The organism is Arthrobacter sp. UYCu723, from assembly GCF_054059215.1.
Map to the genome: position 1 here is coordinate 644050 of NZ_JBSSBW010000001.1, position 23374 is coordinate 667423.

17 protein-coding genes and 1 pseudogene are annotated in these 23374 nt (G+C 64.7%); 13 read left to right on the top strand and 5 right to left on the bottom strand.

Annotated features, from left to right (window positions below):
• Positions 1–9 precede the first annotated feature (9 nt).
• The 9 genes from ACVWZ8_RS02805 (at position 10) to ACVWZ8_RS02845 (ending at position 13308) form a co-directional block, all read left to right on the top strand.
• The gene (locus ACVWZ8_RS02805; protein ID WP_426939277.1) at positions 10–879 is read left to right on the top strand and encodes a sigma factor-like helix-turn-helix DNA-binding protein; all 870 of its coding nucleotides are present in this window, start codon (positions 10–12) and stop codon (positions 877–879) included.
• A gap of 143 nt (positions 880–1022) precedes the next feature.
• Positions 1023–2561, top strand: a complete 1539-nt coding sequence (locus tag ACVWZ8_RS02810) for a TY-Chap domain-containing protein (protein WP_456503715.1) — start codon at positions 1023–1025, stop codon at positions 2559–2561.
• Between the two features lie 65 nt (positions 2562–2626).
• Entirely contained in the window at positions 2627–4153 is a 1527-nt protein-coding gene (locus ACVWZ8_RS02815) for a TY-Chap domain-containing protein (RefSeq protein ID WP_456503716.1), read from the top strand.
• A gap of 26 nt (positions 4154–4179) precedes the next feature.
• The gene (locus tag ACVWZ8_RS02820; protein ID WP_426939275.1) at positions 4180–5862 is read left to right on the top strand and encodes a nuclease-related domain-containing DEAD/DEAH box helicase; all 1683 of its coding nucleotides are present in this window, start codon (positions 4180–4182) and stop codon (positions 5860–5862) included.
• Between the two features lie 98 nt (positions 5863–5960).
• On the top strand, positions 5961–6515 hold the full coding sequence (locus ACVWZ8_RS02825) for a hypothetical protein (protein ID WP_426939274.1): 555 nt from the start codon (positions 5961–5963) through the stop codon (positions 6513–6515).
• Complete coding sequence (locus ACVWZ8_RS02830; RefSeq protein WP_456503717.1) at positions 6512–7105, top strand: hypothetical protein; 594 nt, start codon at positions 6512–6514, stop codon at positions 7103–7105. The genes ACVWZ8_RS02825 and ACVWZ8_RS02830 overlap by 4 nt, the downstream gene beginning before the upstream one ends.
• A 104-nt stretch (positions 7106–7209) precedes the next feature.
• Positions 7210–9888, top strand: a complete 2679-nt coding sequence (locus tag ACVWZ8_RS02835; RefSeq protein ID WP_456503718.1) for a PD-(D/E)XK nuclease family protein — start codon at positions 7210–7212, stop codon at positions 9886–9888.
• Complete coding sequence (locus ACVWZ8_RS02840) at positions 9885–13034, top strand: UvrD-helicase domain-containing protein (protein WP_456503719.1); 3150 nt, start codon at positions 9885–9887, stop codon at positions 13032–13034. Before ACVWZ8_RS02835 ends, ACVWZ8_RS02840 begins: the two co-directional genes overlap by 4 nt.
• A gap of 97 nt (positions 13035–13131) precedes the next feature.
• Positions 13132–13308 carry a hypothetical protein gene (locus ACVWZ8_RS02845; RefSeq protein ID WP_456503720.1) on the top strand — a complete coding sequence of 59 codons (177 nt, stop codon included), beginning with the start codon at positions 13132–13134 and terminating at the stop codon, positions 13306–13308.
• 160 nt (positions 13309–13468) lie between these two features.
• Here the strand turns inward: ACVWZ8_RS02845 and ACVWZ8_RS02850 are convergent, their stop codons facing one another.
• The 3 genes from ACVWZ8_RS02850 to hisC form a co-directional block, all read right to left on the bottom strand.
• Entirely contained in the window at positions 13469–14116 is a 648-nt protein-coding gene (locus ACVWZ8_RS02850) for a hypothetical protein (protein WP_456503721.1), read from the bottom strand.
• Between the two features lie 265 nt (positions 14117–14381).
• A complete protein-coding gene (locus ACVWZ8_RS02855) occupies positions 14382–15794 on the bottom strand; it encodes an amino acid permease (RefSeq protein WP_456503722.1) in 1413 nt (470 codons plus the stop codon).
• Positions 15795–15841: 47 nt separating this feature from the next.
• The gene (gene hisC, locus ACVWZ8_RS02860) at positions 15842–16939 is read right to left on the bottom strand and encodes a histidinol-phosphate transaminase (protein WP_456503723.1); all 1098 of its coding nucleotides are present in this window, start codon (positions 16937–16939) and stop codon (positions 15842–15844) included.
• Positions 16940–17032: 93 nt separating this feature from the next.
• On the opposite strand from hisC, the gene ACVWZ8_RS02865 reads away from it, so the two are divergent.
• From ACVWZ8_RS02865 to ACVWZ8_RS02875, 3 genes and pseudogenes are all read left to right on the top strand, one after another.
• Positions 17033–17536 carry an Lrp/AsnC family transcriptional regulator gene (locus ACVWZ8_RS02865; RefSeq protein WP_456503724.1) on the top strand — a complete coding sequence of 168 codons (504 nt, stop codon included), beginning with the start codon at positions 17033–17035 and terminating at the stop codon, positions 17534–17536.
• A gap of 119 nt (positions 17537–17655) precedes the next feature.
• Positions 17656–19329 (top strand): thiamine pyrophosphate-binding protein, encoded by a 1674-nt coding sequence (locus tag ACVWZ8_RS02870; RefSeq protein ID WP_456503725.1) that lies wholly within the window; start codon positions 17656–17658, stop codon positions 19327–19329.
• Between the two features lie 26 nt (positions 19330–19355).
• A pseudogene (locus ACVWZ8_RS02875) lies at positions 19356–20310 on the top strand (lipid kinase).
• Between the two features lie 23 nt (positions 20311–20333).
• On the opposite strand, the gene ACVWZ8_RS02880 reads toward ACVWZ8_RS02875, so the two are convergent.
• Together ACVWZ8_RS02880 and ACVWZ8_RS02885 are read right to left on the bottom strand one after the other, a co-directional pair.
• A complete protein-coding gene (locus ACVWZ8_RS02880) occupies positions 20334–21410 on the bottom strand; it encodes a methyltransferase (protein ID WP_456503726.1) in 1077 nt (358 codons plus the stop codon).
• 370 nt (positions 21411–21780) lie between these two features.
• Positions 21781–22101 (bottom strand): GYD domain-containing protein, encoded by a 321-nt coding sequence (locus ACVWZ8_RS02885; RefSeq protein WP_456503727.1) that lies wholly within the window; start codon positions 22099–22101, stop codon positions 21781–21783.
• Positions 22102–22512: 411 nt separating this feature from the next.
• On the opposite strand from ACVWZ8_RS02885, the gene ACVWZ8_RS02890 reads away from it, so the two are divergent.
• The gene (locus tag ACVWZ8_RS02890) at positions 22513–23346 is read left to right on the top strand and encodes a serine hydrolase domain-containing protein (protein ID WP_456503728.1); all 834 of its coding nucleotides are present in this window, start codon (positions 22513–22515) and stop codon (positions 23344–23346) included.
• Positions 23347–23374 lie beyond the last annotated feature (28 nt).

Genomic DNA, 23374 nt, shown 5'->3' on the forward strand with positions numbered 1-23374 from the left:
AATGTGACCATGACTACAACTCCTGAACTCAGCCGGGAGCAGCGCGATGCCGCAATGGTGGAACGCTACTCGGATGGCGAGACCCTTGATGCCATCGGCCAGACCTTCGGCATCACCCGCGAGCGTGTCCGGCAGATCATTGCCAAGGTCGGTGGGACGAACGCCGAGGAATCCCGAAAGAACCGCATCTCTGCGCGCGAAGCGGCCCGAAAAGCTGCCCACGACGCGTTTCTGACGGAATACGGTGACTTGGCGCGCCAGATGGCCAAGCGCGGCGTCACCCGGCCGGACGCGGTGCTGAAGCTGCAGGCGCTTTACCCGGCGATCGATGTTGATCTCGCCGAGGACGTTCTCCGGGAGTCAAGCATCGTCTTCGACAAAAGTCAGATTGACGACATCTTCTCCAAAGAAGCTGTCGCCGCAGGCGTCTGGTATCTGCTCGGTTCCGAACTTCGGCTGGCCCCGGCCCGTGGATGGGCAGCAGTCAATCTGGACCTTTCGCTGATGGGCGAGCTGAGGGCCGCACTCGGGTCCGCGGAAGCAGACCTCGATGACATCGCCACAATCCTCGGAGTCATCGGTGCGGCGCAGAAGCACCTCGCCAGCAACCCCACATCCAGCATCACCGGCAAGCGCTACCAGGAACTCCGTGAGGAACTCGTGGTTGCCCTTGGCCTCGTATCGCGGCAGGGTGCGTTCCCTTGGCCGCCGACTCGCCAAACCGTCACGAAACGCTTCGGCGGCTGGAACGAGGCCTTGGAAGCAATGGGCGTAGGCACCACTACTCAGGGCAGGCCGAAGGGTCTTTTGAAGTTCACCGCGAAGACTACGACGACGCGGTGCACGATTTCTGCTTCTACGCCTCGGCTGCCGATATAAATGCCACGTATGCAGGATATGACGTGTGGGTGAAACAGGAGATCGCCGAGGGGCGTGAACGGCCGTCCGGTGCATCCGTACGGAACATCTACGGCACCTGGATGGACGCCGTCCGGTCAGTGCAGGAGTAGACGGCGAAATTGGTGGACATTGTGCGGGCCGAGCTGACAACTGCGGGCAGCCGAAGCGCGCCGGGCTATTGGACTCGACCCGAAGCCTTAGTCGAGGCATATCGCAGGGGCGATCCCCTGCGAGCGATTGCGCATGATTACGACGGCAGCGTCCTCGACATTTGTGAGGCGCTCATCGACAAAACGCTGCCGGACAACGAGCTTGAGCGTCTCCGCTCCGTCAGGCAGCGAGGCCAAACCACCATGGGGTCCATCTGGGACAACGTGGAAATGATCACCAGACTGGACGATTCCGGAATCAAGCGTTCGGAAATTCCGGTGGTCCTGCGTGCAATTGGGACGGAGATTGACGTCGAGGTCGCCGTCGAACTATTGCACGTCCCCGGGATTCCCGGCGACGATCCCACAATTCTGCAGGACCCAATACTCCTCTGCGACAAACTGAGCCTGCTGTATGTCACTGGCAAGCACCACGGGATCGAACCCGATTATCAGCTGACGCTGGGGCAGATGCCCACGGCTGAGATCGCCGAGCTGCGGCTTTTGACTAGGGCTGATTTTCCTCCGAGACGTTTCGCTGAGATCCTGGCAGTCGCTGAGACCACCAAGCTGGCCATCCGAGCGCGGGTTGCCAGATCATTGTCCGTTGAGGAATACGTGGCAACGGCGGAACCTCTGGCAAGGCGGTTCAGGGGCCATATCCTTGATGAAGCCGCCGCATGGCCTACCCCTGTCTCAGCCTTGACCCGCCGCCTCGGCGGCGGGTGTTGGGATCAGGCGTTGAGCAAAGTGGGATTGCAACTGCGCAAAGCCGCTGACCGTTTTGGCGAAACCGATTTCATCCAGGCCATTCAGGATTACGGGGTGGAATGCGCCGATTGTGACTTCCCAGTGAGTCTCGAGACTTACGACCGCTGGGTTACGGCAGAGGTATCGCTGGGAGGCGACCGTCCTTCAGCCATCGAGTTGATGGTCCACTACGGCGGCTGGCAGGAGGCACTCAGCACCATCCCGGGGTACGAGGCGAAGCAACAGCTTCCCGCTCCCAACTCTGACTCCATCGACGCCGCGCTATTGGACCGGACTGATTCAGCCCTTGAGGCCGCCTGGGTGCGCGTGGGCGAGTACGTTTGCGAACTGCTTGCGAGCATGCCCCGGAACCGCTCCCTCCTGATTCATTACGGCGACTGCGTCGATGGTTCTATCCCGCCCTTCGCGGAGGGTATCCGCGGTGTTGACGGCGTATGGTGCGAAGTCGTCTCCGAGCGCCTCTTGCCGGGCGAACAGTGGCCTATCGACACAGACTATTTGGAAGACGAGGACTGGCTAGCCCCCGACGACGAAGTTCCGCAGTGGTGCAAGGAAAAGGTGGCCCTCCATGAAGCCGGGCATCAGCTTCTCAAAGGACTGAGGTTCGGCCGGCTATGCCCAGACCCTTGGCAACTGCGCTGGGGTACCAAGCAGCCGATAGGCGGACCGGGTCGGGATCACGGCGTGACGATGGAGCAAGCTCTAGCCGGCGAAGTCCAAACTCTGCGAAATGCGGGGTGAGAGCGCTTGGAGAAGGCGCGCAAACTTTTCACTCGACACACACCACACTCGACGGGGATCACATTATGACCACACCAACCGAAGATTTCCTGCCCGAGGCCGACCCGCGAGACGCGATTGGGCCAGCAATGGCATCGTTTCGCGCGGGTGATCCCCTGAGTTCAATCGCGGCTGCGGCGAACATGCATAGCTACCAGATGCTGCGTCTTCTCTGTTCCCGCGTCGCCGATCGGGCCGAGGAACAGCGGTCCAAGGCTATCCGGGATCGATGCTACGCAACGGGAGCTGCCCTTTGGCACGAGCGCGAGCGCTTTGAGCAGCTTCATGCTGCCGGGATTGACTTTAGGGACATACCGAAGGTTCTGGCAGCGCTCGGGGCACCGGTCGACGTCGACATCGCAGTGGAGATGCTCCGGAGCACACACATGTTCAAGGACATTCTTTATCGCGTGCGACAACAACAAGGGGGCATCGGTGCGGGGATTGCAGCACCCACCGACGCGCTCAGTTTGCTGTATGTGACGGGTCTGCACCGCGGCGTGAAACCAGATTGTGAAATGGCTCTGGGGATGATGCCTGTTTCATCCATCGCCGACATCCGGGACCTCCTGGGGACCCGCCATCCCCACCGGGATACAGCCAGAATCCTAGGGATTATTGAAGCAACGGCACAGGCCATCCGCTCCGGCAATGTGGCTGGAATATCGTCCTCCGAGTACGGCGAGTTGGCCGAGGTAATCGCGCTGCATCTTGACGACGCCGGGACACCATCCGGAGCCAGCTGGCCGGCTCCGGCAGACGAGCTCCGGCGCCGCCTGGGCCTAGGATTCTGGGACACCGCGTTGGGTTCCGTGGGGCTGCAACTCCCATCCACCAGAGATCGGTTCAATGCCGCCGAATTCGCCGACGCGGCTGCAGGATTCATGTGCGCCTATGACCAGTTTGGGTCTCCGAAAGAGGTGGCGAGCTATGACAGTTGGATGATTGCCGAGACAGCCGCCGGACGCGATCGGCCGTCCGCAGTCGCTATCATGAGGCATTTCGCTGCTTGGGAGTCGGTGATCGGCGCCGTGATGCCTTCGGAAATCGAGGATGAGTACGACGGCATGGTCAACCACATCAGGGCCGGGAACAACGTCCAGGAAGGCTGGGCTAAAGCCGGCGAACTGGTCAGCGAAGTCCTCGCCAACATGCCGTGGAACTCGTTCCTCAGCATTCAGTACGCTGACGACGACACCGAAGGATTGGCACCATATGCCCAGGCGGTTCCCAGCGCTGATGGGGTCTGGTTCGAAATCGTGTCAGAGAAGTATTTACCCGCGGACCAATGGCCAATCGAGAAGGGCTACCTAACCAGGAATCGATGGTCGGCTCCCGATAGCAATTTTCCGAACTGGTACAAGGACGGTATTCCACACATCGAAGCGGGGCACCAGATACTCGAAGGTTTGAGATATGGCCGGGGCTGCGACGATGCAAGCAAGCTTCAATGGCATACCGGCGAATTTCCGACCGGGCCCGGTCCGGACGGCGGCGTCACACTTGATGACGCGCTGAACGGTATTGTGCAGACACTTAGCAACGCTGCCTAGCCAAAGTCCGAGTTGATGGAGCACCGATGAAATGCATTCCGGAAGAACCCGTATTCGGCGATGGCATGGTGGCCGAGAAAGCGGTCTGGGACGCGCTGAAAAGCAGTCTCCCGGACGACGTCGTACTTGCCTACTCAGTCCAGCTGCGGGACGGGCGGGCAGAACACGAGATCGACATCCTCGTCCTGTGGCCCGGCGTCGGTATGGCCGCAATTGAGGTCAAAGGCGGAAAGGTCGGCGTCGAGAACGGGCAGTGGTATCAGTCTGACAAGGCGGGCCGGCACAACATCCAGAGCCCGGTGGTCCAGTCGCAGGCGTCGATGCATGCGTTGAAGAACTGGCTGGAGGATCAGCTCGGATCTCGGCTCAGCAGCCGCTTCGCGTATCTTGTCAGTCTCCCCTACTCGGAAGTGCCGCGGGGCTGGGCCATGGCGGGGTGTCCTCGCTCGCTGATACTGGACCGGGCGGACACTGAGTCGCTGGTGGCCAGGGTGCGCGACGCCATCGAGCGTGAAGGCAGCGGGGCCACCACGCTGACCCCGGCTTTCCTTGAACGGATCGTCCGGAAGCTTGGCGGCGACCTCGACGTCGATGCCAGCCAGCTCCCCGACCCCCACGAAGCCGAAGACGCGCAGGATCACCTCACCGTGCGGCAGTTAGTGCTGTTGCGGGCGACCCGTTCCCTACCCCGCGTCCGATTCACCGGCGGGGCCGGCAGCGGCAAGACCTGGCTCGCGGTCGAAAAGACGCGTCTGCTGTGCCGTGAAGGCAAGCGTGTGGGCCTCTTCTGCTACAACAAGGGGCTGAGTCAGTACCTGCAGCAGCAGGTCTCCGGCTGGCGGCAGGCCAAGCCGGTCTTCACAGGGGAGTTTCACGAGTACGTCCGCGCGCTTGGTGTCCCGGACGGCTCCGGGCAGGATTATTTCGAGGAGGAGATGCCCCGCCTCCTTCGGGAGTTGGCGGGCCGCATGGAACCGCACGAGCGGCTTGACGCCGTCGTCATCGATGAAGCGCAGGACTTTGCCCCGCTGTGGTGGGAGGCGCTGCTCGCCTGCACCACTGATCCGGAGGCTGGCGAGGTTTATGCGTTCATGGACGACCGGCAGGACGTCTACCAAAGGTGGAGCGGGACCGGCGCCGACGGCAAGCACCCGACGGCGGACCTAGTGCCGATCCATATCGATGAAAACCTCCGCAACACCCGGAAGATCGCCGAGACATTCCGGTCCTTCGCAGGCGAGCACTTCACTCCCCGTGGCGGCACGGGGCTGCCCGTCCGCCGCGTCGAATGCCCCACGGATGATGCCCTCAACGCCGCCGACGAATGCGTTGAGGCCCTGATGGACGAGGGCTGGAGCAACAACCAGATTGCTCTCCTGACCACCAAGTCGCGGCACCCGGCGCACTTGGAGCACGTCGACGCCGGGACCATCGCTGAGTACTGGCTGGACTTCCACGCGAACAACGACGTCTTCTACGGCCACGTTCTCGGCTTCAAGGGCCTGGAGCGCTCGGCCGTGGTGCTCTGTGTCAACGGGTTTAAGGACATGGACCGTGCCGCGGAGCAACTTTACGTGGGGTTGTCCCGCGCCCGGAGCCTGCTGGTGGTGGTCGGGGACTCTGAGTTGCTGGAGAGCGCTGGCGGACGGGACCTGAAAACGGCCCTGTCCCGGGCCGAGGCCTGGGTCCCGGCCTCTGTCGGCATGTGAGTCCCCATGCCGGAGCTCATCGGGGGCTTAAAATGTCGGAGCGGTGAGGCACACTTCAGTCAGAAACCGTCGCATCGGACACGATTCTTGGGGGATCCATGAAAGAGGGAACACAGCTCAACGACAACTACGCCCAGTTCATCGCGCGGCTAGACGCAGCGACGCAGAGTCTGAGCAGCCGGCGCGACTCCCTCAGCACGTCTCTCGAGATCCTTGTCCTGTTGGCGGACCAGAACCGCGCCGGCCTTCTGGCGTGGGAGCAACGGCGGGCGAATACCAGCAAGTTGCTGGAGAAAAACCCCCAAAGGCCGGAAGCGGAATCCCTCAGGGAACTCCTGGAGGTCGCACTCAGGATGGAGCCGATGTTTCGCAACCGAACCGAACGGATCGGGCAACGGCTTGCTCTGCTCGGAAACCGCTCCGACGAACTCACAAAATCTCTTGTGGAGCTTGAGAAAAGCAAGACCAAACTGGATTCCTCCAGAATGCTTGCGCAAGAGCGGGACAATCTCAGCAGGGCCGTTGCACAATTGGCGGGCACGGCGCAAGGCCCTTTTGGGGGCCTTTCTGACGCCGGCCTTCTCGACGATCTCAAGAAAGCCCGGGAGGCAATCGTCCTCGCCGAGGCGCTCCTGGAAGTGAAGGGAAAATGAGCAAGTCACTACCTAAACCCGAGCAAAGGTTGCTCGTGACCTTCACGTCCCAGCAATGGAGCGGGCGGCCGGGACAGGATTCCGTCTATTCATGTCTGGGGCTCGGAATCATCGGGTTCTTCGTTTGCCTGATCCTGATGATCTTCATCGCCGGCCTTCGAAACCCCGGAACCGCAACACTTTTTATCGTTGTTTTTGCAGTCGCGTTGACAATATTCCTCGTCATGGCGAAAGCGTCAAGCGAGAAAAAGTTCCTCACTGGAGTTAACCAAAGTGTCAATGAAACCATCCTCGAGCTGACCGGAAATCCGGGCGACCAACTATCACTACACGACTTCAGGAGATTCATCGAGAACGAGCAGCGCATTCCGTTGCTTGTCCACGGCGTGCCGGGCCTCGAGGTGACGGCGGTCAAGGACGGCCAATCCACAGCGACCGGAAGAAAGCAGCCAGCTCGGGTCCAGAAGAACCCCTCCCCCCGGGACACGCCAGAGGTGACCACAACCCGGCTGCTCATCACCATCACGCCGCCCGAGTACGGAACGGCCAGCTTTGACCGACTGCTCCAGGCCACCCTCGACGCAGACTGACAAGACCGGCCCCACTCCGGGGCTCTGACGCGTCGCACCGTTCATTGTCCGACCCTGCCCATATGATCTAGGAACTGTCGCTCCAACACGTCCCGGGGGATGATGTGAACGTTTTGTTTGGCCTGTATCTGGACCGCGCACCGTGGACCTACCGTGATTCCGCGCTCGGCGTGGTCAGGCTCGGGCCCTTGGGGCTGACCCAGCTGCTTCAGACCCGGCTCGGGCTCTCCGGACCCGATGCCCGCCATTCGACGCGGATCCGGCAGTACATGGCCCGACTCGCGGAGCAGGACACCCCGGAGACCTGGTTCCACCGTTCGTTCTCCGTCGATCCGTGGTCCACGGCCATCGACCTGTTGAGCATGCGCGACGAACTGGTGGTCAACGGATGGACAGGCCTCGCTCCGGACAGGTCCACCGCCAAGCTGAAAGCCCTCGCTTCCGTGGAACAGAGCACACTCCCCCTTGACCGGGCGTTCGCCGATTACCCGCTGGAACTCATCCATGAGCTCGAGAGCGAAGCCACCGCCAACTGGCCGCTCGGAATCTCTGAGATGAAACTGCAGCACCCACGCGGCTCGTTCCCGGCCATCTGGAACCGCCTCATCGGCGCGCTCGAACGCCGCGGAGTGAGCGTCGTGGAGCCCGCCGCGCAGACCGAGCCGGTGGCCGAGGTCACCGCCCTCGTCGCCAAAACCGAATGGGAAGCGGCGGAGCACACGGCACGCTGGCTCGCGTCAGGAGTTACCACCGAAGGTAAACCCGACTCGGCCCGCTCCGCCGTCGTCGCTTCCACGAGCACCTCGCTGCTCGACCAAGAACTGCAGCTGCGCGGCCTGCCGCGGATCGGTGTCGGCAGCCGTTCACGCTGGCGGGCCATCGACCAGATCATTCCCCTCTTCTTCAACGTGATCTGGGCGCCGGTGGACGTCCAGCTGCTGGGCGAGTTCCTGAACCTCCCCGTGGGCCCCGTCCGGCGTGCAGCCGCCCGGCATCTCCTGCGCGCCCTCGCCGCCCAACCGGGCACCGGCGGCGAGGAATGGCTCGCCGCCCTCCAGAAGATCAGCGCCGACGAGAACCTCGGTTCCGCCGTCGCGGCAGAACTGGACCAGCTGCTCAGCACCGGTCTGCTGACCGACGACGGCACCGTCAGCGGCAGCGCCGTCGTCGAACGCGCGCAGTGGCTGCGCGCCCAGCTCAAGCGTCGCGTGCATCTCTACCCCCAGCTCGAATCCGTCCTCAGCCAGCTCAATGAATTCATGGCCCTGATCGACGGGCCGGAGCCAGTAACCCGCAAGACCATCGCACGGATCCTGGAATCCGTCATTCCCGCCAGTTCCAGTCCCCTGGCCGGCGGCGAGGCAGCGCCGTGGCTCACGCTGCGCGGCCTCGCCGAACTGTGCGACGACGTCGACACGCTCGTCTGGTGGGGGTGCCAGGATGACGGCCAGGCCCGGTCCCGGCACTGGGACGACGCCGAACGCCAGGCCCTGCTGGGCGTCGGCGTCGTACTGCCGGATCCTGCTGCCCTCGCCGAACTGGAACTCTCCGTCGCAGTGAACGCCGCGAGGCACTGCCATCGGCTGCTGCTGGTCCGCGCCGCCGAGATCAGCGGGGAGCCGACGAAGGCGCACCCCGTGCTGTCCTCCCTGGCCTTCAGCACCCTTCCGACTCCCCTGCCCGGGACCCCGGAGGAAAACAAGAAGGCGGTGGAACACGCCATTTCAGCCTTCAGCACTACTCCCACGGAGTTGGTGCGCGACGGCGTCTGGCACCTCGCCGGCCGAACCGCAGTGCTGACGCCGGTGCAGCCCTCAGAATCCCAGCCGATCCCGGCATCGCACGAATTGGGCCCGCGCCCGGCCTTCATGCCCGACAGGCTCTCCTACTCGCAGCTGAGCACGTTGATCGGCTGCTCCATGAAGTGGGTCCTGGAGAAGAAGGGGCGGCTGAGGGTGGGCGACGCGCAGTCAGTCCCCACCGGAAACACCATGATCGGCACCCTGGTCCACAGGGTCGTCGAAGAACTCTTTGGCGAGCTCTACGCCGAGAACCGGGCCGTGCCCGAGCCGGCGGAAGTCCACGCGAAACTGGACCAGCTCGTTCCCCACTACGCTTCGGAGCTGCTCCTGCCTGGCAGAGGCAGCAAACTCGCTGGACTCCGGCCTGTCATAGAGAACTCGGTCATCAAGCTCTTCCAGACCCTGCAAACGCAAGGGGTCTACATCCGCGCCACGGAGCACGAGTTCAGCAAGCCGGCCCTGTTCAACGTCAACGGAACTCAGCTCGAAGTAATGGTCTCCGGCTACATCGATGTCCTTGCCGCGGACCAGCACGCCGAGCCCGTAGTGATCGACCTCAAGTGGACCAACCGCGCGAAGTACCGCCGCGAAGAGATCACCCAGGGTGACGCGATGCAGCTTGCCCTGTACCACTGGGCCTTGGACGACGGGCCGGACTCCATGTCCACCGTCGCCGAGGACGCCGCAATGTCTTACTACATGCTCAAACAAGGCGAGTTCGCCTCCACCAGCAAGCTCTTCGGCCCGGCTCTGGCCAGCCCCGCGTCCAGCCGGAGCACCTGGCAACGCTCTGTCCGCGCCGCCGAATTCTCCATCTCTGAGGTAGTAGGCGGACGGGTCCTCGCCGCCGGACGCCAGGAACTGGGATCGTCAGATGAACAGCGGGAGACTGCGGCTACGGACGGCAGGCTCTACCAGAAGCCGCCCTGCAACTTCTGCGACTTTTCCGCGCTCTGCGGCCTCAAGGGGGACCTGTCATGAACCATGCACTGAACAACGTCACGATGATCACCGCCAGCGCCGGCACCGGCAAGACCTACAGCCTCATGGGCGAAATCGCCACAGCTATTAACAGCGGCACCAAGCCCAGCCAGATCCTTGCCACCACCTTCACCAAGAAGGCCGCCGCCGAACTCATCGACCGGGTCCAGGCCGAACTCTTCGGCAACGAACGCCCGGACGCCGCCCGGCAGATGTCCGTCAGTATGGTGGGCACGGTCAACAGCGTCTGCAGCCGGCTGCTCCAGGAATACGCGGTCGACGCCGGGCTTTCGCCGGCCCTGCAGGTCATCGCCGAAGACGAACAACTCCGGATCTTCCAGCTGGCTACAGACAATGTGTTCGCGGAGTTCACGCCCATGATCCAACCACTGGCCCGGCGCTTGGGGCACGACGGCGAATCCGACATCCGGGGCAGCGACACCGACTGGCGCACAATCGTCCGGAACATCACGGACGCCGCCCGCAGCAACCGGATCGACCCCGCGGCACTAGCCCACTCCGCCGCACTGTCCTGGCAGGGGCTGCAACAGGTACTGGGTCCGGCGGGCCTCGACCACCGCGCATCCTGGTCCAACCAGCTCCTCCAGGGAATCATGAGCCTACGCGGGCGGGCAGCTGACATCGCCGAAGGCGGCAAGGCTCCCCCGAAGAACCTCTACGCCTCGATCGCCCTGCTTGAGCCCGTCCTGACCCACGCGTCGCCGGAGGACGCCCCCTGGCGTTTCTGGATCGACGCGGCCGGCGTCCCGAACGCGGACGCCAAACGGCAGCTGGAGAGCTTTATTTCAGCGGTCGACGTCGACCTGGTCTCCAACCCTGCTTTCCAAAACGAGCTGAGGGAATTCACCGAACTGGTGTTTGCCTGCGCCGCTTCCTGCCTGGACCGGTTCGCCGAATTCAAGCGGCAATACGGGCTCATCGACTTTGCCGACCAGGAAACTCTCGTCCTGGATCTGCTGGAGCACAATCCCACGTTCCGCGCCTCCATCGCCGGACGCATCAAGTTCATGGTGGTGGACGAATTCCAGGACACCAGCCCGCTGCAGCTCCAGCTGTTCACCAAGTTCGCCGAGCTGGTGGACAAAGTGGTCTGGGTGGGCGATTCAAAGCAGGCCATCTACGAATTCCGCGGCACCGACCCCGAGCTGATGAAAGCCGTCGCCGCCCACGTGGAGAACAAGACCCAGCTGCATGATTCCTGGCGGTCCAAAGAAGCCGTCATCGAGCTCTCCAACGAGATCAGCCTCGCCATGTTCCCTGAGCTCGGCGAGAAAGAAGTCAGGCTGACCATTCCGGAAGCCCGTCGTGATGAGTCCCATCCCAAGAACGCACTGGGCGGCGACCGGGAGGCCTGGACTCTGGCAGCGAAAACCGTGCCGGCGCAGCGCCGGGCCGTCGCCGCCGGCGTCGCCGACCTCATCCAGCGGCGTGGACTCAAAGGGTCCGACGTCGCAGTCCTCGCCCGGTCAAACGACGCCGTCGCAGCCGTCGCCGCCGAACTGGCGTCCCTCGGGATCAAGGCAACCACCAACACCTCCTCCTTGTTCGCCGCCCGGGAGATCCAGCTGGTGCGCGCCGGGATGGCCTTCGTCGCGTCCGACGACGACACGGTAGCCCTGGCCGAGCTAGCCCACCTGCATCCGGACCACCCCCAATTCGGCCAGTGGGTCCCTGCGCTGTTCGACGCCGAGGAGCCCGGGGAAGAGCTCCAGCGCTGGGCCAACGACCCTTTGGTGTCCGGGTTGGTCGAGCTCCGCGGTCTGGCCAAGGTGTGCACGCCCACCGAGATCATGGAAGAGGTGACGTCGCGGCTCGGGGTTGCCCGGCTCATCAAGTCGTGGAGCAACCCGGGAACCCGGCTGAAGAATCTGGATGCCCTGCGTTCCCTGCTAGAGCAGTACTACGAATCGTGTGCCGCGCTCAGCAAGCCAGTGACGCTGAGCGGCTCGCTCAAGTTCCTGGCCGACGCCGACAGTGCCGGCAGTGAGAACTTTGGTGACGACGTCGTCAATGTGCTGACCTACCACAAGGCCAAGGGACTGGAATGGCCGGCCGTCGTGCTGGCGAGTCTCGACAGCGACGTCGCCGCAAAACCGTGGGGTGTGGCTGTCGAAGGAGTCGACGAGATCGACGTCCGCGACCCCCTCGCCGGTCGTTGGATCCGCTTCTGGCCGTGGGCATTCGGCGGAAAGGGATTCAAGCCTCTGTCCGCAGTCGCCGACTCATCAGCCGTCGCGCAGCGGGTCCTGGCGCGGCGCCAGGCCGACTCCGCGCGCGTGCTCTATGTGGGCCTGACCCGCTCAGTCAGCGTGACCTGCCTGGCGGCCGCCAACCCGGCCCCGGCGTCGTTGAACTCGCTGGGGACCGGACCGATCGTGGAGTGGACCGCGGGAGCCGGCAACGACGGAACCCTGACTGTCCAAGGGCGCGACGGCGAACACGCTCTCGCCGTGGATGCGTTTACCTACGAGCCAGCGGATGGACCCGCCGATACCGATGACAATGCCAATGTCGAGCACGAGGACGGCCTGACCGTCGACGCGCCGGTTTCGCATAAACCAGCCCGGGTAACCGCCAGCTCCCTGGCGAGCTTCGGCTTCGCTGCGGACGTCACCGAGGCGGCGGCCCTCGGCCCGCAGTTGATTCCCCACGGCGCTGCCAACTGGGACCAGGTGGGCTCCGCCATCCACGGTTACTTCGCCCTGCCTCTGGCGGAGATGGACGCCTCCGTCCGGCTTCGCGCTGCGCAGCGGCTCCTTGACCGGTGGGGTGCGGCCTCCGCCGTCGAGCCAAGCGTCGTGGTGGAGGCGGGCGAACGGATGCTCGCCTTCTTCGCCCAGCATTATCCTGGCGCGACGGTCACCACTGAACAATCGGTTGCCTGGCGGAACGCCGACAACCAACTCATGGAAGGGTGGATCGATCTCCTGCTGGAGACCCCTGCCGGATATGTCCTGGTGGATCATAAGTCCTATCCGGGCAAAGATCCTGTCGGCCACATCAAGGACAAGTACATCGGCCAGATGCGGGGGTATGCCGAAGCGATTGAGTCCATCACCGGGCGGCCCGTCGTCGAGACGCTGATCCACATGCCGGCGCTGGGGAAGATGTACCGGATCAGCTGAGCCTCACCACCAGCGGTGCCGGCACTCCGGGTTCTGGCACGCCCACTCGGGTGTGCCGATCTCAGTTTTGCCGGTGGCCAGGTCTTCCCGGACCACCGTGTCGATGCAGCAGCCTGCGAACTCGGTTTTCGGCATCCTCTCCCAAGCCGACGGCATGATCATCCCGTACGCGATTCGCCAAGCCTCGCTGCCACAAATCGGGCACCTGCGCGTGGCAGCGCATTTCGTCGACTGCTCGGGGGTTGTTTCATCGGAAGTCATGGAAGCACCGTAAGTGGACGGTCTGACAGAAAGAAGCGCCTTACGCGGTGGCGATGCCGATGGTTTCCCCCTCCATCCGGCTCACCGGCACACTCCGGCGTAAAAGTCACCGCTCCGGACATAACAGCCACCCCACTGCGGGTTCACGCGCGAGGACTGGGCGTTGCAGGTATTTACTCTGCGAACTCAAAGTCGACGGTGATTTCGGGATCGACGCTTGCGATGATTCCGGAGTAGAACACCTTGGCCTGCTCTTTCAGCGCTGTTGCGTTTTGGGTGACGTACTTCTGCTTGTTCTCGTCGCTGAGAACGTTGTTCATCATGCGAGTTTGAACGGCTGGGGCCGCCAGCAGGCCAAGCGGGTTGGAGCTCTCGAGGGCGTCCTCGAACTTGGGATCGTCAAAGCCGATGCCAATAAATTGAGGGATGGTCACCCGAAACGACTTTGGGCCGGTGGGTTCGATCTTCACCTGTGACCCGTCGACGCCTAATTTTGCGTCGAACTTGTACTGAATGAGCGTGGTTTTCTCGCTCGCGGGTATAGCCACGCCGAGAATCTCTCCATTACTTTCATGCCTCGTGACACCCTCGATGTGAAGGCTAAGCAGGGCGACCTCTTGCACGCGCGTGACGGCCTGAACCACTTGGGAATCACGTTCGCTGGAGCTGCTGCTGAACAGGGACTTGAGGGCGAGGGCGTTGAGTCCACCGGATGCGAATGCGGCGGCCGCTCCCCCAACCAGCAGCACGATGAGCAGCAAGACCGGCCAAAGGAGAACCCGTGCTTTGAAAAAGTTCATGATTGTTTTGAAGAAGTTCACGGTGTTTCGATCTCCAGCTTAAGTTCGACGTCAAAATTGCCTCGGAACTCAGCGCTGTTTATCGGCTACAACACATCGAATTGTCGAGTACCCTCGAACGATATACGAAAGCAGGGAGCGGCAGATTATGACGCGCCCCGTCACCCAGCCGATTTCATGCTCACCATGGCGAGCTCGGCACAACAGGGCGGAAGGGCGCGCCCGGTCAGACCGGACGCGCCCTCCGCGTGCGCCGAACCCGCGGGGCGGGTCGGCATCCCCTGATTCAGTCGATGAGCACCGGCTCCTTGGCACCATCCGGGGATTCCTCAACCGGCGCAGCCTTCCGGGAACGGTGGTGCCACCAGTTAGCCACCGCCAGAAGCGCCACGAGCGCGAACGTACTGAGGAGCTGGGGACGGGAATCCTCGCCGATGAATCCCACCGTGAAGATCGCGGCGAGGATGACCAGACCAAACACCGTGAGCCAGGGGAAGCCGGGCATCCGCAGGGGCAGCTCCGTGCCCTCGCGGTCGGCGCGTAGGCGCAGCGCGAGCTGGGCCAATAGTGCGGACGTCCACACCAGCAGGCAGGTCGAGCCCACGATGTTGAGCAGGACGGGAAGGACCATTTCGGGGAAGGCCAGCTCCAGCACCACCGTGACGACGCCGAAGGCGACGCTGGCCAGGACGGCAACCACCGGAACCCGGGCCTTGGACACCGAGGCCAGCACCCGTGGTGCCTCACCCCGCTCCGCGAGGGAGTACGCCATCCGTGACGCACCGTAGAGGTTGGCGTTGAGGGCCGAGAGCAGCGCTGCGACGGCCACCAGGGTGATGGCGGTGGCTGCGCCGGGCATGCCGGCGGCCTCCAACACGGCAGCGAACGGGCTCTTCAGCCCCGCCGAACCCACGGGAACCACGGCCGCAATAATGAAAATGGAACCGATATAGAAAACCAGGATGCGCCACAGAACTGTGCGGACCGCTTTCTTCACGCTGCGGGCCGGCTCGGCGGTCTCAGCTGCCGCCACGGAGACAATCTCGGTGCCGCCGAACGCGAACGCCACCACGAAAAGCGCCGTCGCAATCCCGGCAAAGCCGCTGGGCGCGAACCCGGCACCCGTGAAGTTCGACAGGCCCGGCGACTGCACGCCCGGCAGCCAGCCGAACAGCAGGGCCGCGCCCACCAGCAGGAACCCGACGATTGCTGCCACCTTCAGCAGCGCGAACCAGAACTCGAACTCGCCGAAGTTCTTCACGCTGGTGAGGTTCACTGCGGTGAGCAGCACGATGAACACGAAGGCCATCAGCCACACCGGCAGAGCCGGGAAGATGGTGGCCAGCAGGCCGGCCGCGCCGAGCGCTTCGGCGGCGATGACCACCACGAGCTGCAGCCACCAGAGCCAGCCCACCGTGGCACCGGCCACCGGTCCGTAGGCCTTGGCGGTGTAGACGGAGAAGGCTCCGCTGTCCGGGTTGGCGGCGGCCATCTCGCCGAGGGCCCACATCACCAGGATGATGAGGGTGCCAGCCACGAGGTAGGAGATCAGCACGGCCGGTCCGGCGGCCTGGATGCCGGCGCCGGCGCCGATGAACAAGCCCGCGCCGATGGCGCTTCCGAGGCCCATCATGGTGAGCTGGCGGGGTTTGAGTGCGGCGCCGAGTGGGCGGCCAGACGTCTTTGTCTGTTGTTCCATGGGGAGTCCTCTGGTTGTGGAACGGATAGATAAGGGTCAGAAAGTTTCTAGGCAGCGTGGGCTTCGAGGAGCCGGAGCACGCGATCGTTGGAGGCGGAATCGGCAACGGTGATCCGCACGCCGTCGCCCTGGTACGCCCGGACCAGGATGTCGGCGCGGTCGAACGCGTCCACCAGCCTTGCCCGGAGGCTGTCATCCGTGCGGATCCACAGGAAATTGCCCTGGCTTGGCTGCAGTTTCCAGCCCTGCGCTTCCAGCTGCGCGGCCATCCGGGCGCGCTCCTGCTTGACGGCTGTCACCCGCGATTCCATCTCTTCCCCGGCGTCCAGCGACGCGATGGCAGCCTTCTGGGCCAGCGCACTCACCGAAAAGGGAAGGGCGGTGCGGCGCAGTCCCTCGGCGATAGCCGGCGCCGCCACGGCGTAGCCCACGCGCAGGCCGGCGAGTCCGTAGGCCTTCGAGAAGGTGCGCAGGATGCAGACGTTCGGGTGCTGGCGGTAGAGCGACAGGGAATCGGGGCCGCTGCCCGCTTCGGCGTACTCCACGTAGGCCTCGTCGACCACCACCAGGATGTCGGAACGGACGGACTGCAGGAAGGCCTCGATGCGCTCGTGGCTGATCGGCACGCCGGTGGGGTTGTTGGGAGTGCAGAGCAGGATCACCTTGGTGCGGTCAGTGACGGCCGCGGCCATGGCCTCGAGGTTGTGGCCCTCGGCGTCGTCCAACGGGATGCGGACCGGCCGGGCGCCGGCCAGCTCAACCAGGATGGGGTACGCCTCGAAGGAGCGCCAGGCGAAAATCACTTCATCGCCGGCGTCGCACAGTCCGGTGATGATCTGTTGGAGGACCCCCACACTGCCGGGCCCCACCGCGACCTCCCCGACGGTGACGCCCAGGTGCCGGGCGAGCCGTTCGCGGAGTTCGACGGCGGCACTGTCCGGGTAGCGGTTCATGGTGCCGGCCGCTTCGGTCACCGCAGCGGCGGCCGCGGGCAGCGGCTCGTAGTGACTTTCGTTGCTGGCGAGGGTTGCAATGTCCAGGCCGGCGCTCCGCCGTCCCGGGACGTAGGACGGAAGTCCGGCCACAGCGCCACGAAGGGTGGGAAACGCTGTGTCCGGTGCGGTGAGGAGCTGATCATGGGTCATGAGGACCGATCATGATTGTGAGCCGCCCCACAATGCAAGATACCCTCATCTCATTGGGACTTCTGCTCAACTTCTACTGTCTGCGGTGAAAATATGACCATCCCGAACCCCCGCACCCTGGATTCCCTCGACGGCAGGATCATCCTGGCCCTGGACACGGATCCCGAAGCCAGCGCCCTGGCACTCTCGCGGACGCTCGGCGTCGCACGGAACACTGTCCACGCCCGGCTGGCGCGGCTCGAGCGCAACGGCGCCCTCCGGTCCTTCAGCCGCAGGCTGGACCCCGCCGCGCTGGGCTATGAGCTCATGGCCTTCCTTTCGTTGTCCATCAGCCAGACGCGGACCGGAGCGGTGGAAGACGGGCTCGCCGCGATCCCGGAGGTCATCGAGGTGCACGCCACCACCGGGGATGCGGACCTCATGGCCAAGGTGGTGGCCCGCGGCACAGCCGACCTCTACCGCATTACCAACGAGATCCTGGGAATCGACGGCATCCAGCGGACCAGCACCGCCATTTCAGTGCTGGAACTCATGCCCCCGCGGTACGACGGCCTTCTGGCCCGGCTCTCGGAACAGGAATCCCGCCCCGCCGACTAATGCGCATGACCCCCACCACAAGCGTGCAGATTTTCACTTCGAACGACTTCCGACTGCCAAAAATCCCAGTCAAAAACAACGCTCTTGCCGATTCGTGACCCAGCACACAAAATTGCTGCATGAATTCACTCACCGTCTCCGGCCGCGTGGCACAGGTTCTCAGCAGCTATCTCACCGATCTCTTCGGTGTCATGGGCAACGGAAACGTCTACTTCCTGGACGCCGCTGAGAAGCTGGGCCTCCGCTTCTCCGCCGTCCGCCATGAAGGCGCCGCCATCGCCGCAGCCGACGCCTACTACCGGACGTCAGGACGTCTCGCAGCGGGCACCACCACCTACGGCCCCGGCTACACCAACGCGCTCACCGCCCTGGCCGAGGCGGTCCAGGCACAAATTCCCGTCGTGCTGGTCACCGGGGACGCTCCGAGCAGCGGCGCCCGCCCTCAGGACGTGGACCAGGCGGCCATCGCCGCAGGCCTCGGCGCGGCCACCTTCACCGTCACCCGCGACGCCGCGGGTTCCATCACGCAGCAGGCGGTGGAGTACGCACTCACCAAGCGCACCGCCGTCGTGATTGCCATCCCCTACGACCTCGCGGCACTCGAGGCGACAGATAAAGAGCTTCCGGCGCCGTTGGCACCGACCGTGAATGACGACGTCGACGGCGGCCTGGGGCAGGTAGCCCGCCTGCTCGCCGGCGCGAAGCGGCCGCTGATCCTCGCCGGCCGCGGCGCACATCTCGCCGGCGCCGGCCCGGAGCTCCGGGAGCTCGCCGACCGCCTGGGCGCGCTGACCGCCGGAACCGCCCTGGCGCTCAACCTCCTCCAGGGCGAGGGGTATCTCGGCGTCGCGGGCGGCTTCAGCACGGACACCGCGGCAGGGCTCATGGGCGAGGCCGACGTGGTCCTGGTGGCCGGGGCGAGCCTGAGCCCCTTCACCATGCGGTTCGGGCATTTGCTCGGCCCGGACAGCACCGTCATCCAGATCGACGCCGCACTGCAGCCGACGCACCCCTGGGTGGACACCTTCGTCAGCGCGGACGTGAAGTCTGCTGCGGGACGGATCCTCCGGGTGCTGGACGGCCCGGCCTCGCCGAACGCCAGCCGCGCTGAAGCGTGGCGCGCGGAAGCCCGCAAGCGCCTGGCCGAAGGACCGGCCCACCATCCAGGCTCAGCGGAGACGCCGGACGGCCGGCTGGACCCGCGTTCCCTTGCCACGGCACTGGATGCCATCCTGCCGGAGCGCCGCACGGTGGTCCAGGACGGAGGGCACTTCGTCGGCTGGGCACCCATGTACTGGCGCATCCCGAGGCCCCAGGACCTGGTCATGGTGGGGACCGCCTACCAGGCCATCGGTCTTGGCCTTGCCAGCGCCGTCGGGGCGGCCCGCGCTGTGGAGGACGGCCGCACCCTGGTGCTGGCCTCTGGCGACGGCGGTTTCCTGATGGGCCTGTCCGACCTCGAATCGCTGATTGGGGCGGCGAGCAGCGCCGTCGTCGTGATCTATAACGATGCCGCCTATGGAGCCGAAATCCACCAGTACGGCTCCCGGGGCCTGACCGATAAGCCCATGCTGATCCCCGAGGTGGACTTCAGCGGCGTCGCTCGAGCCCTTGGTGCCGAATCGGCGATCATCCGCTCCCTGGCGGACCTTTCCGCGCTCACGGACTGGATCGACGCCGGCGCCAGGGGAACCTTCGTGGCCGACTGCCGGATCACCTCCAGCGTCCGGGCCCCGTGGCTGAGCGAGTGGATGGCGGCCTCGCAGGCCGCGAAGGCGGCGGTGGCCGGCTAACGGAATTCACAGGTCCGCGGCCTACCATGACCCACATGAAGGCTGCCCGGGACGCACGCTCTGCCGCCGTTGTGATCAACGCCGGTTCCCGTCGGGGGGCGTCACACGAACTTGCCGTGGACGCGATGCGTAAGGCCGGCGTGCCAATCTTCGCCGTGCACCGCGTGCGGTCGGGGGCAGAGCTGTCCGGGACGCTCGACCGGGCGCTTGCGGACGGGCACGACCTAATGGTTGTCGGCGGCGGCGACGGGACGATCTCCTACGCCGCCGGCCGGGTTGCCGGCACCAACGTTATGCTCGGCGTTCTTCCACTGGGCACCGCCAACGACTTCGCCCGCACGCTGGAGATACCGAACAATCTTGCCGAGGCGTGCGCCACCGTCGCCGAAGGCAAGGTGGTGGACATCGACCTCGGCCGGGCCAACGGTGAGCCGTTCCTCAACGTGGCATCCGTGGGCCTCTCGGTGGCGGTTACCGAAGCGCTCAGCCCCCGCCTGAAGCGGTACATCGGGCCGTTGGCCTACAGCATCGCCACGCTTCGGGCTTATGCCCGGCACAAGCCATTTAGGGCCCGCCTCGAGTTCCCGGAGGGCGACCACGAGCCGCTGGAGCTCGAGGATCTGCTTCAGGTGGCGGTCGGCAACGGCCGGCATTACGGCGGCGGCAACACGGTCTCCCCCACCGCAGGGATCGATGACCACATCCTTGATATCTACGCAATTCTGGCGGGAGCACGTGAGCATGGCACGGCTGCTCAAGGACGGAAGCTTCATCAAACACGACCGGGTGTACCACCTGACCACCAGGAGTGTGCGGCTGGTCACCGACCAGCCGCTGCCGGTGAACCTCGACGGCGAGATCGCGACCACCACGCCCACCGACTTCACCGTCCAGCGCAACGCCGTCCACGTCGTCGTGCCACAAAGCAGCACCAGCGCGTTGCTCGACGGACCGGGAGCTGTGAACGGGCCGCCGTCGTGATTCCCGACGGCGGAAGGTTGTGACTATCGGGGAACAAGCCGCCATAGGGACGTGACCTCGGCCGTGCGCGCCTCGAACAGAGGATCGTCCCGGTCCGATGCCTTCGGATGCGTCGGCTTGGTGTCGAGCCGTTCCATCACCTTCAGCCCGGCGGCCTTGATGGCCGTCAGCAGATCGTCACGCGACCGCAGGCCAAGGTGCTCGGCCAGGTCGGAGAGGACAAGCCAGCCCTCACCGCCCGGCTCCAGATGGTCGGAGAGTTCGTTCAGGAAGCGGAACAGCATCCTGCTTCCGGGGTCATAGACTGCACTGTCCAGGCTGGAATGCGGAGTGGCCGGAATCCAGGGCGGGTTGCACACAATCAGCGGTGCCCGTCCGGGCGGAAACATGTCGGTCAGGACGGCCTCCGCACGGTCCTGGACACCGAGGTTCCGGAAATTCTCACCGGCGCAGGCGATGGCACGCGGTTCATTGTCCGTGGCCACCACGCGGCGGACTCCGCGGCGCGCGAGGACGGCAGCGAGCACCCCGGTGCCGGTTCCGACGTCGAACGCCAGCGTGTCAGCGGGCAGCGCAGGGGCGGCCACGAGGTCCACATACTCACTCCGTGTGGGGAAGAACGTGCCGTAGTGCGGGTGGATGCGGCCCTGCAGGGCATCGACGTAGACGCCATTACGTCGCCACTCGTGGGCGCCAATGGCCCCGACAAGCTCATGCAGGGACACAATGGAAGATTCGCCGATATCACCGTACGCTTCAGCGGCGGCCTGCCGGATGTCCGGTGCGCGGCGCAGCGGCACCACCGGGCCCGGATCAAGAGGTATCAGCAGCAGGCCGAGAACGCGTGCACGGTGCGAGCGGGACTGGCGGTGCCGATAGAACTTATCGGCCGGAGTTGCTGCGATCTCTTTCTTTCCGGCACCTATCCGCCGGTCCAAGGCGTTGAGGATCTGCCGTGCGTTGTGGAAGTCGCCGTGCCAGAGCATCGCGATCCCCTGTGACGCCATCCGGTTCGCATCATCGGCCGTGAGAGAGTCGGACACCACTTCGACGCGCGTCGGCGCCGGTCTGCCGTTCGCCGAACGCCATCGCGCGGTCATGCTCTCACCAGCCTCGGCCCAGGTCACGAGGGCACCCTCAACCACCGTAGCTCTGCTCGAAGGCTTGAGGACAGACGTCGGGGTTTCGACAGGAGCTGGCGTGTCAGAGATAAAGATCCGTTCCAAGAGTCCGGGGGGATCGTCGACAACGTGGCTGGCTACGTCCAAGATTCCGGACCCGTCATCCCGCCGCGACCCGAGCTTGGTTGATGGCCCCTGGAACCAGTCAACCTGCATTGTCAGGATACAGGTGTGCACCAACGGCTCCACCGACGGCGTCAGCGTGCACGGCACGTCTGCCGCTTCCCGATCCGCCTGTCCCTCGGCTAGTGCGTGCCTCCTGCCCCATCGGCCGGGTGCCGACCAGCCCCTACTGTCCCGGAGCCCGGTAGGACGGCGTCTTCTTGGCGGCTTCGTCGAGGTCTTCGACCGTCAGGAGGGGCTTCAGGCGAACGTTGACGTTCCCCGTCGAATTGATCATCAGCGACAGTGCGGCAGCACTTGCATCGTCCGGCGCCTCAAAAACGCCGAGGACGTCGTAGTAACCAAATGCGTAGTAGAAGCTCTCGAGCGATCCGCCTACAGACTTGAGGGCCTCCGTAAGAGCCTCACGCCGCTTTGTGCCGCCTTCCTGCATAAGCCCCTTGATGCCTTGGCCCACGTACGTCGCCTCAAACAGATACTTCGGCATGACCCGTCCCTTTCCTACAGTCCCATTTCAGTTGTCGCCGCGGGGGCACGTGCCACACCGAGCGCAATCGCAGCCACCGCAACGGAGCGCGCCCGTAGACCCCGCCTATATTCGGTGCGGGATGAAGTCCATGGGTGAATCCGCGAAAACGGGGATGACCCCGTTGAAGCAGACGCTATTCCTCCGGTCGGAGGCAGTCAATATGCCGGGATATCTAGTCCCGGGCGCCTCTTAAGACCGCCAGGTCCGTGGACGCACCTCCCCCCAGCCGCAGCCGCCAAAGTAGGACGGCTCTGGCTCCTGTTGTGCTGTCTGGCATTGGGCGTCCTCGGCGGCGTCACACCTCCTTCACCTGGCGCTCCCGCTGCGCCGGCCACCGGACCCCTGAATCCGGAGAAGGCCTACGCGGAGTTGGACTCCTTCCTGCAGGAGCAAGTCGAGGCCCTTGGCATTCCGGGCGCCGCTATCGCCGTCGTTCAGGATGGGGTGCGGGTGCACGTCGCCGCCTTTGGCCGCGCCGATGACTCTGGACGGCTGATGACGGCACAAACGCCGGTGCTGCTGGCTTCCACCAGCAAGAGCCTCACGGCTATCGCCGTCATGCAGCAGGTCGAGGCTGGCCGACTGCGGCTGGATGAGCCAGTGCAGACCTACCTGCCCTGGTTCACGCTGGACGACGGCCGCTCGTCAGCCATCACCGTCCGCCACCTGCTCCATCAGACCAGCGGCATGGCCTCGAAAGACACGGCCTTCGAAGCCTCCGACGCGCAGTGCCCCGAAGCCCTCGAAGAAGGGGTTCGGGCCCTGGCAGAATCCCCGCTGGCCGGCGAACCCGGCGCGGCTTTCCGGTATGCCAGCACCAACTTCAACATCCTGGGCCTCCTGGTGCAGACGGTTTCCGGCCAGCCGTTCGGCGACTACCTGAAACAGCACGTATTCGGGCCCCTGGAGATGGCCTACAGCCATCCGACGCGGGCCGAGGCCCGCGCAGGCAAAGCAGCTGCCGGCTACTCGCGGTGGTTCGGCGCCTGGTGGCACCAGACCCACGTCCCCGCGCCCACCACCGGAATGCCGTCCGCCACGATGTACTCGTCGGCCGAGGACCTGAGCCACGAACTGATGGCTCTGCTCGACGGCGGCCGCTACGGCGACGCCCGGATCCTCCAGCCCGGGAGCGTTGAGGCGATGTTCGAGCCACGGGTGCAGCTGACGATTAGCAGGTGCCCGCGTTTCGAACGCCGGTAGCACCGAACCGGCTCCCGCCCTGAGGCGG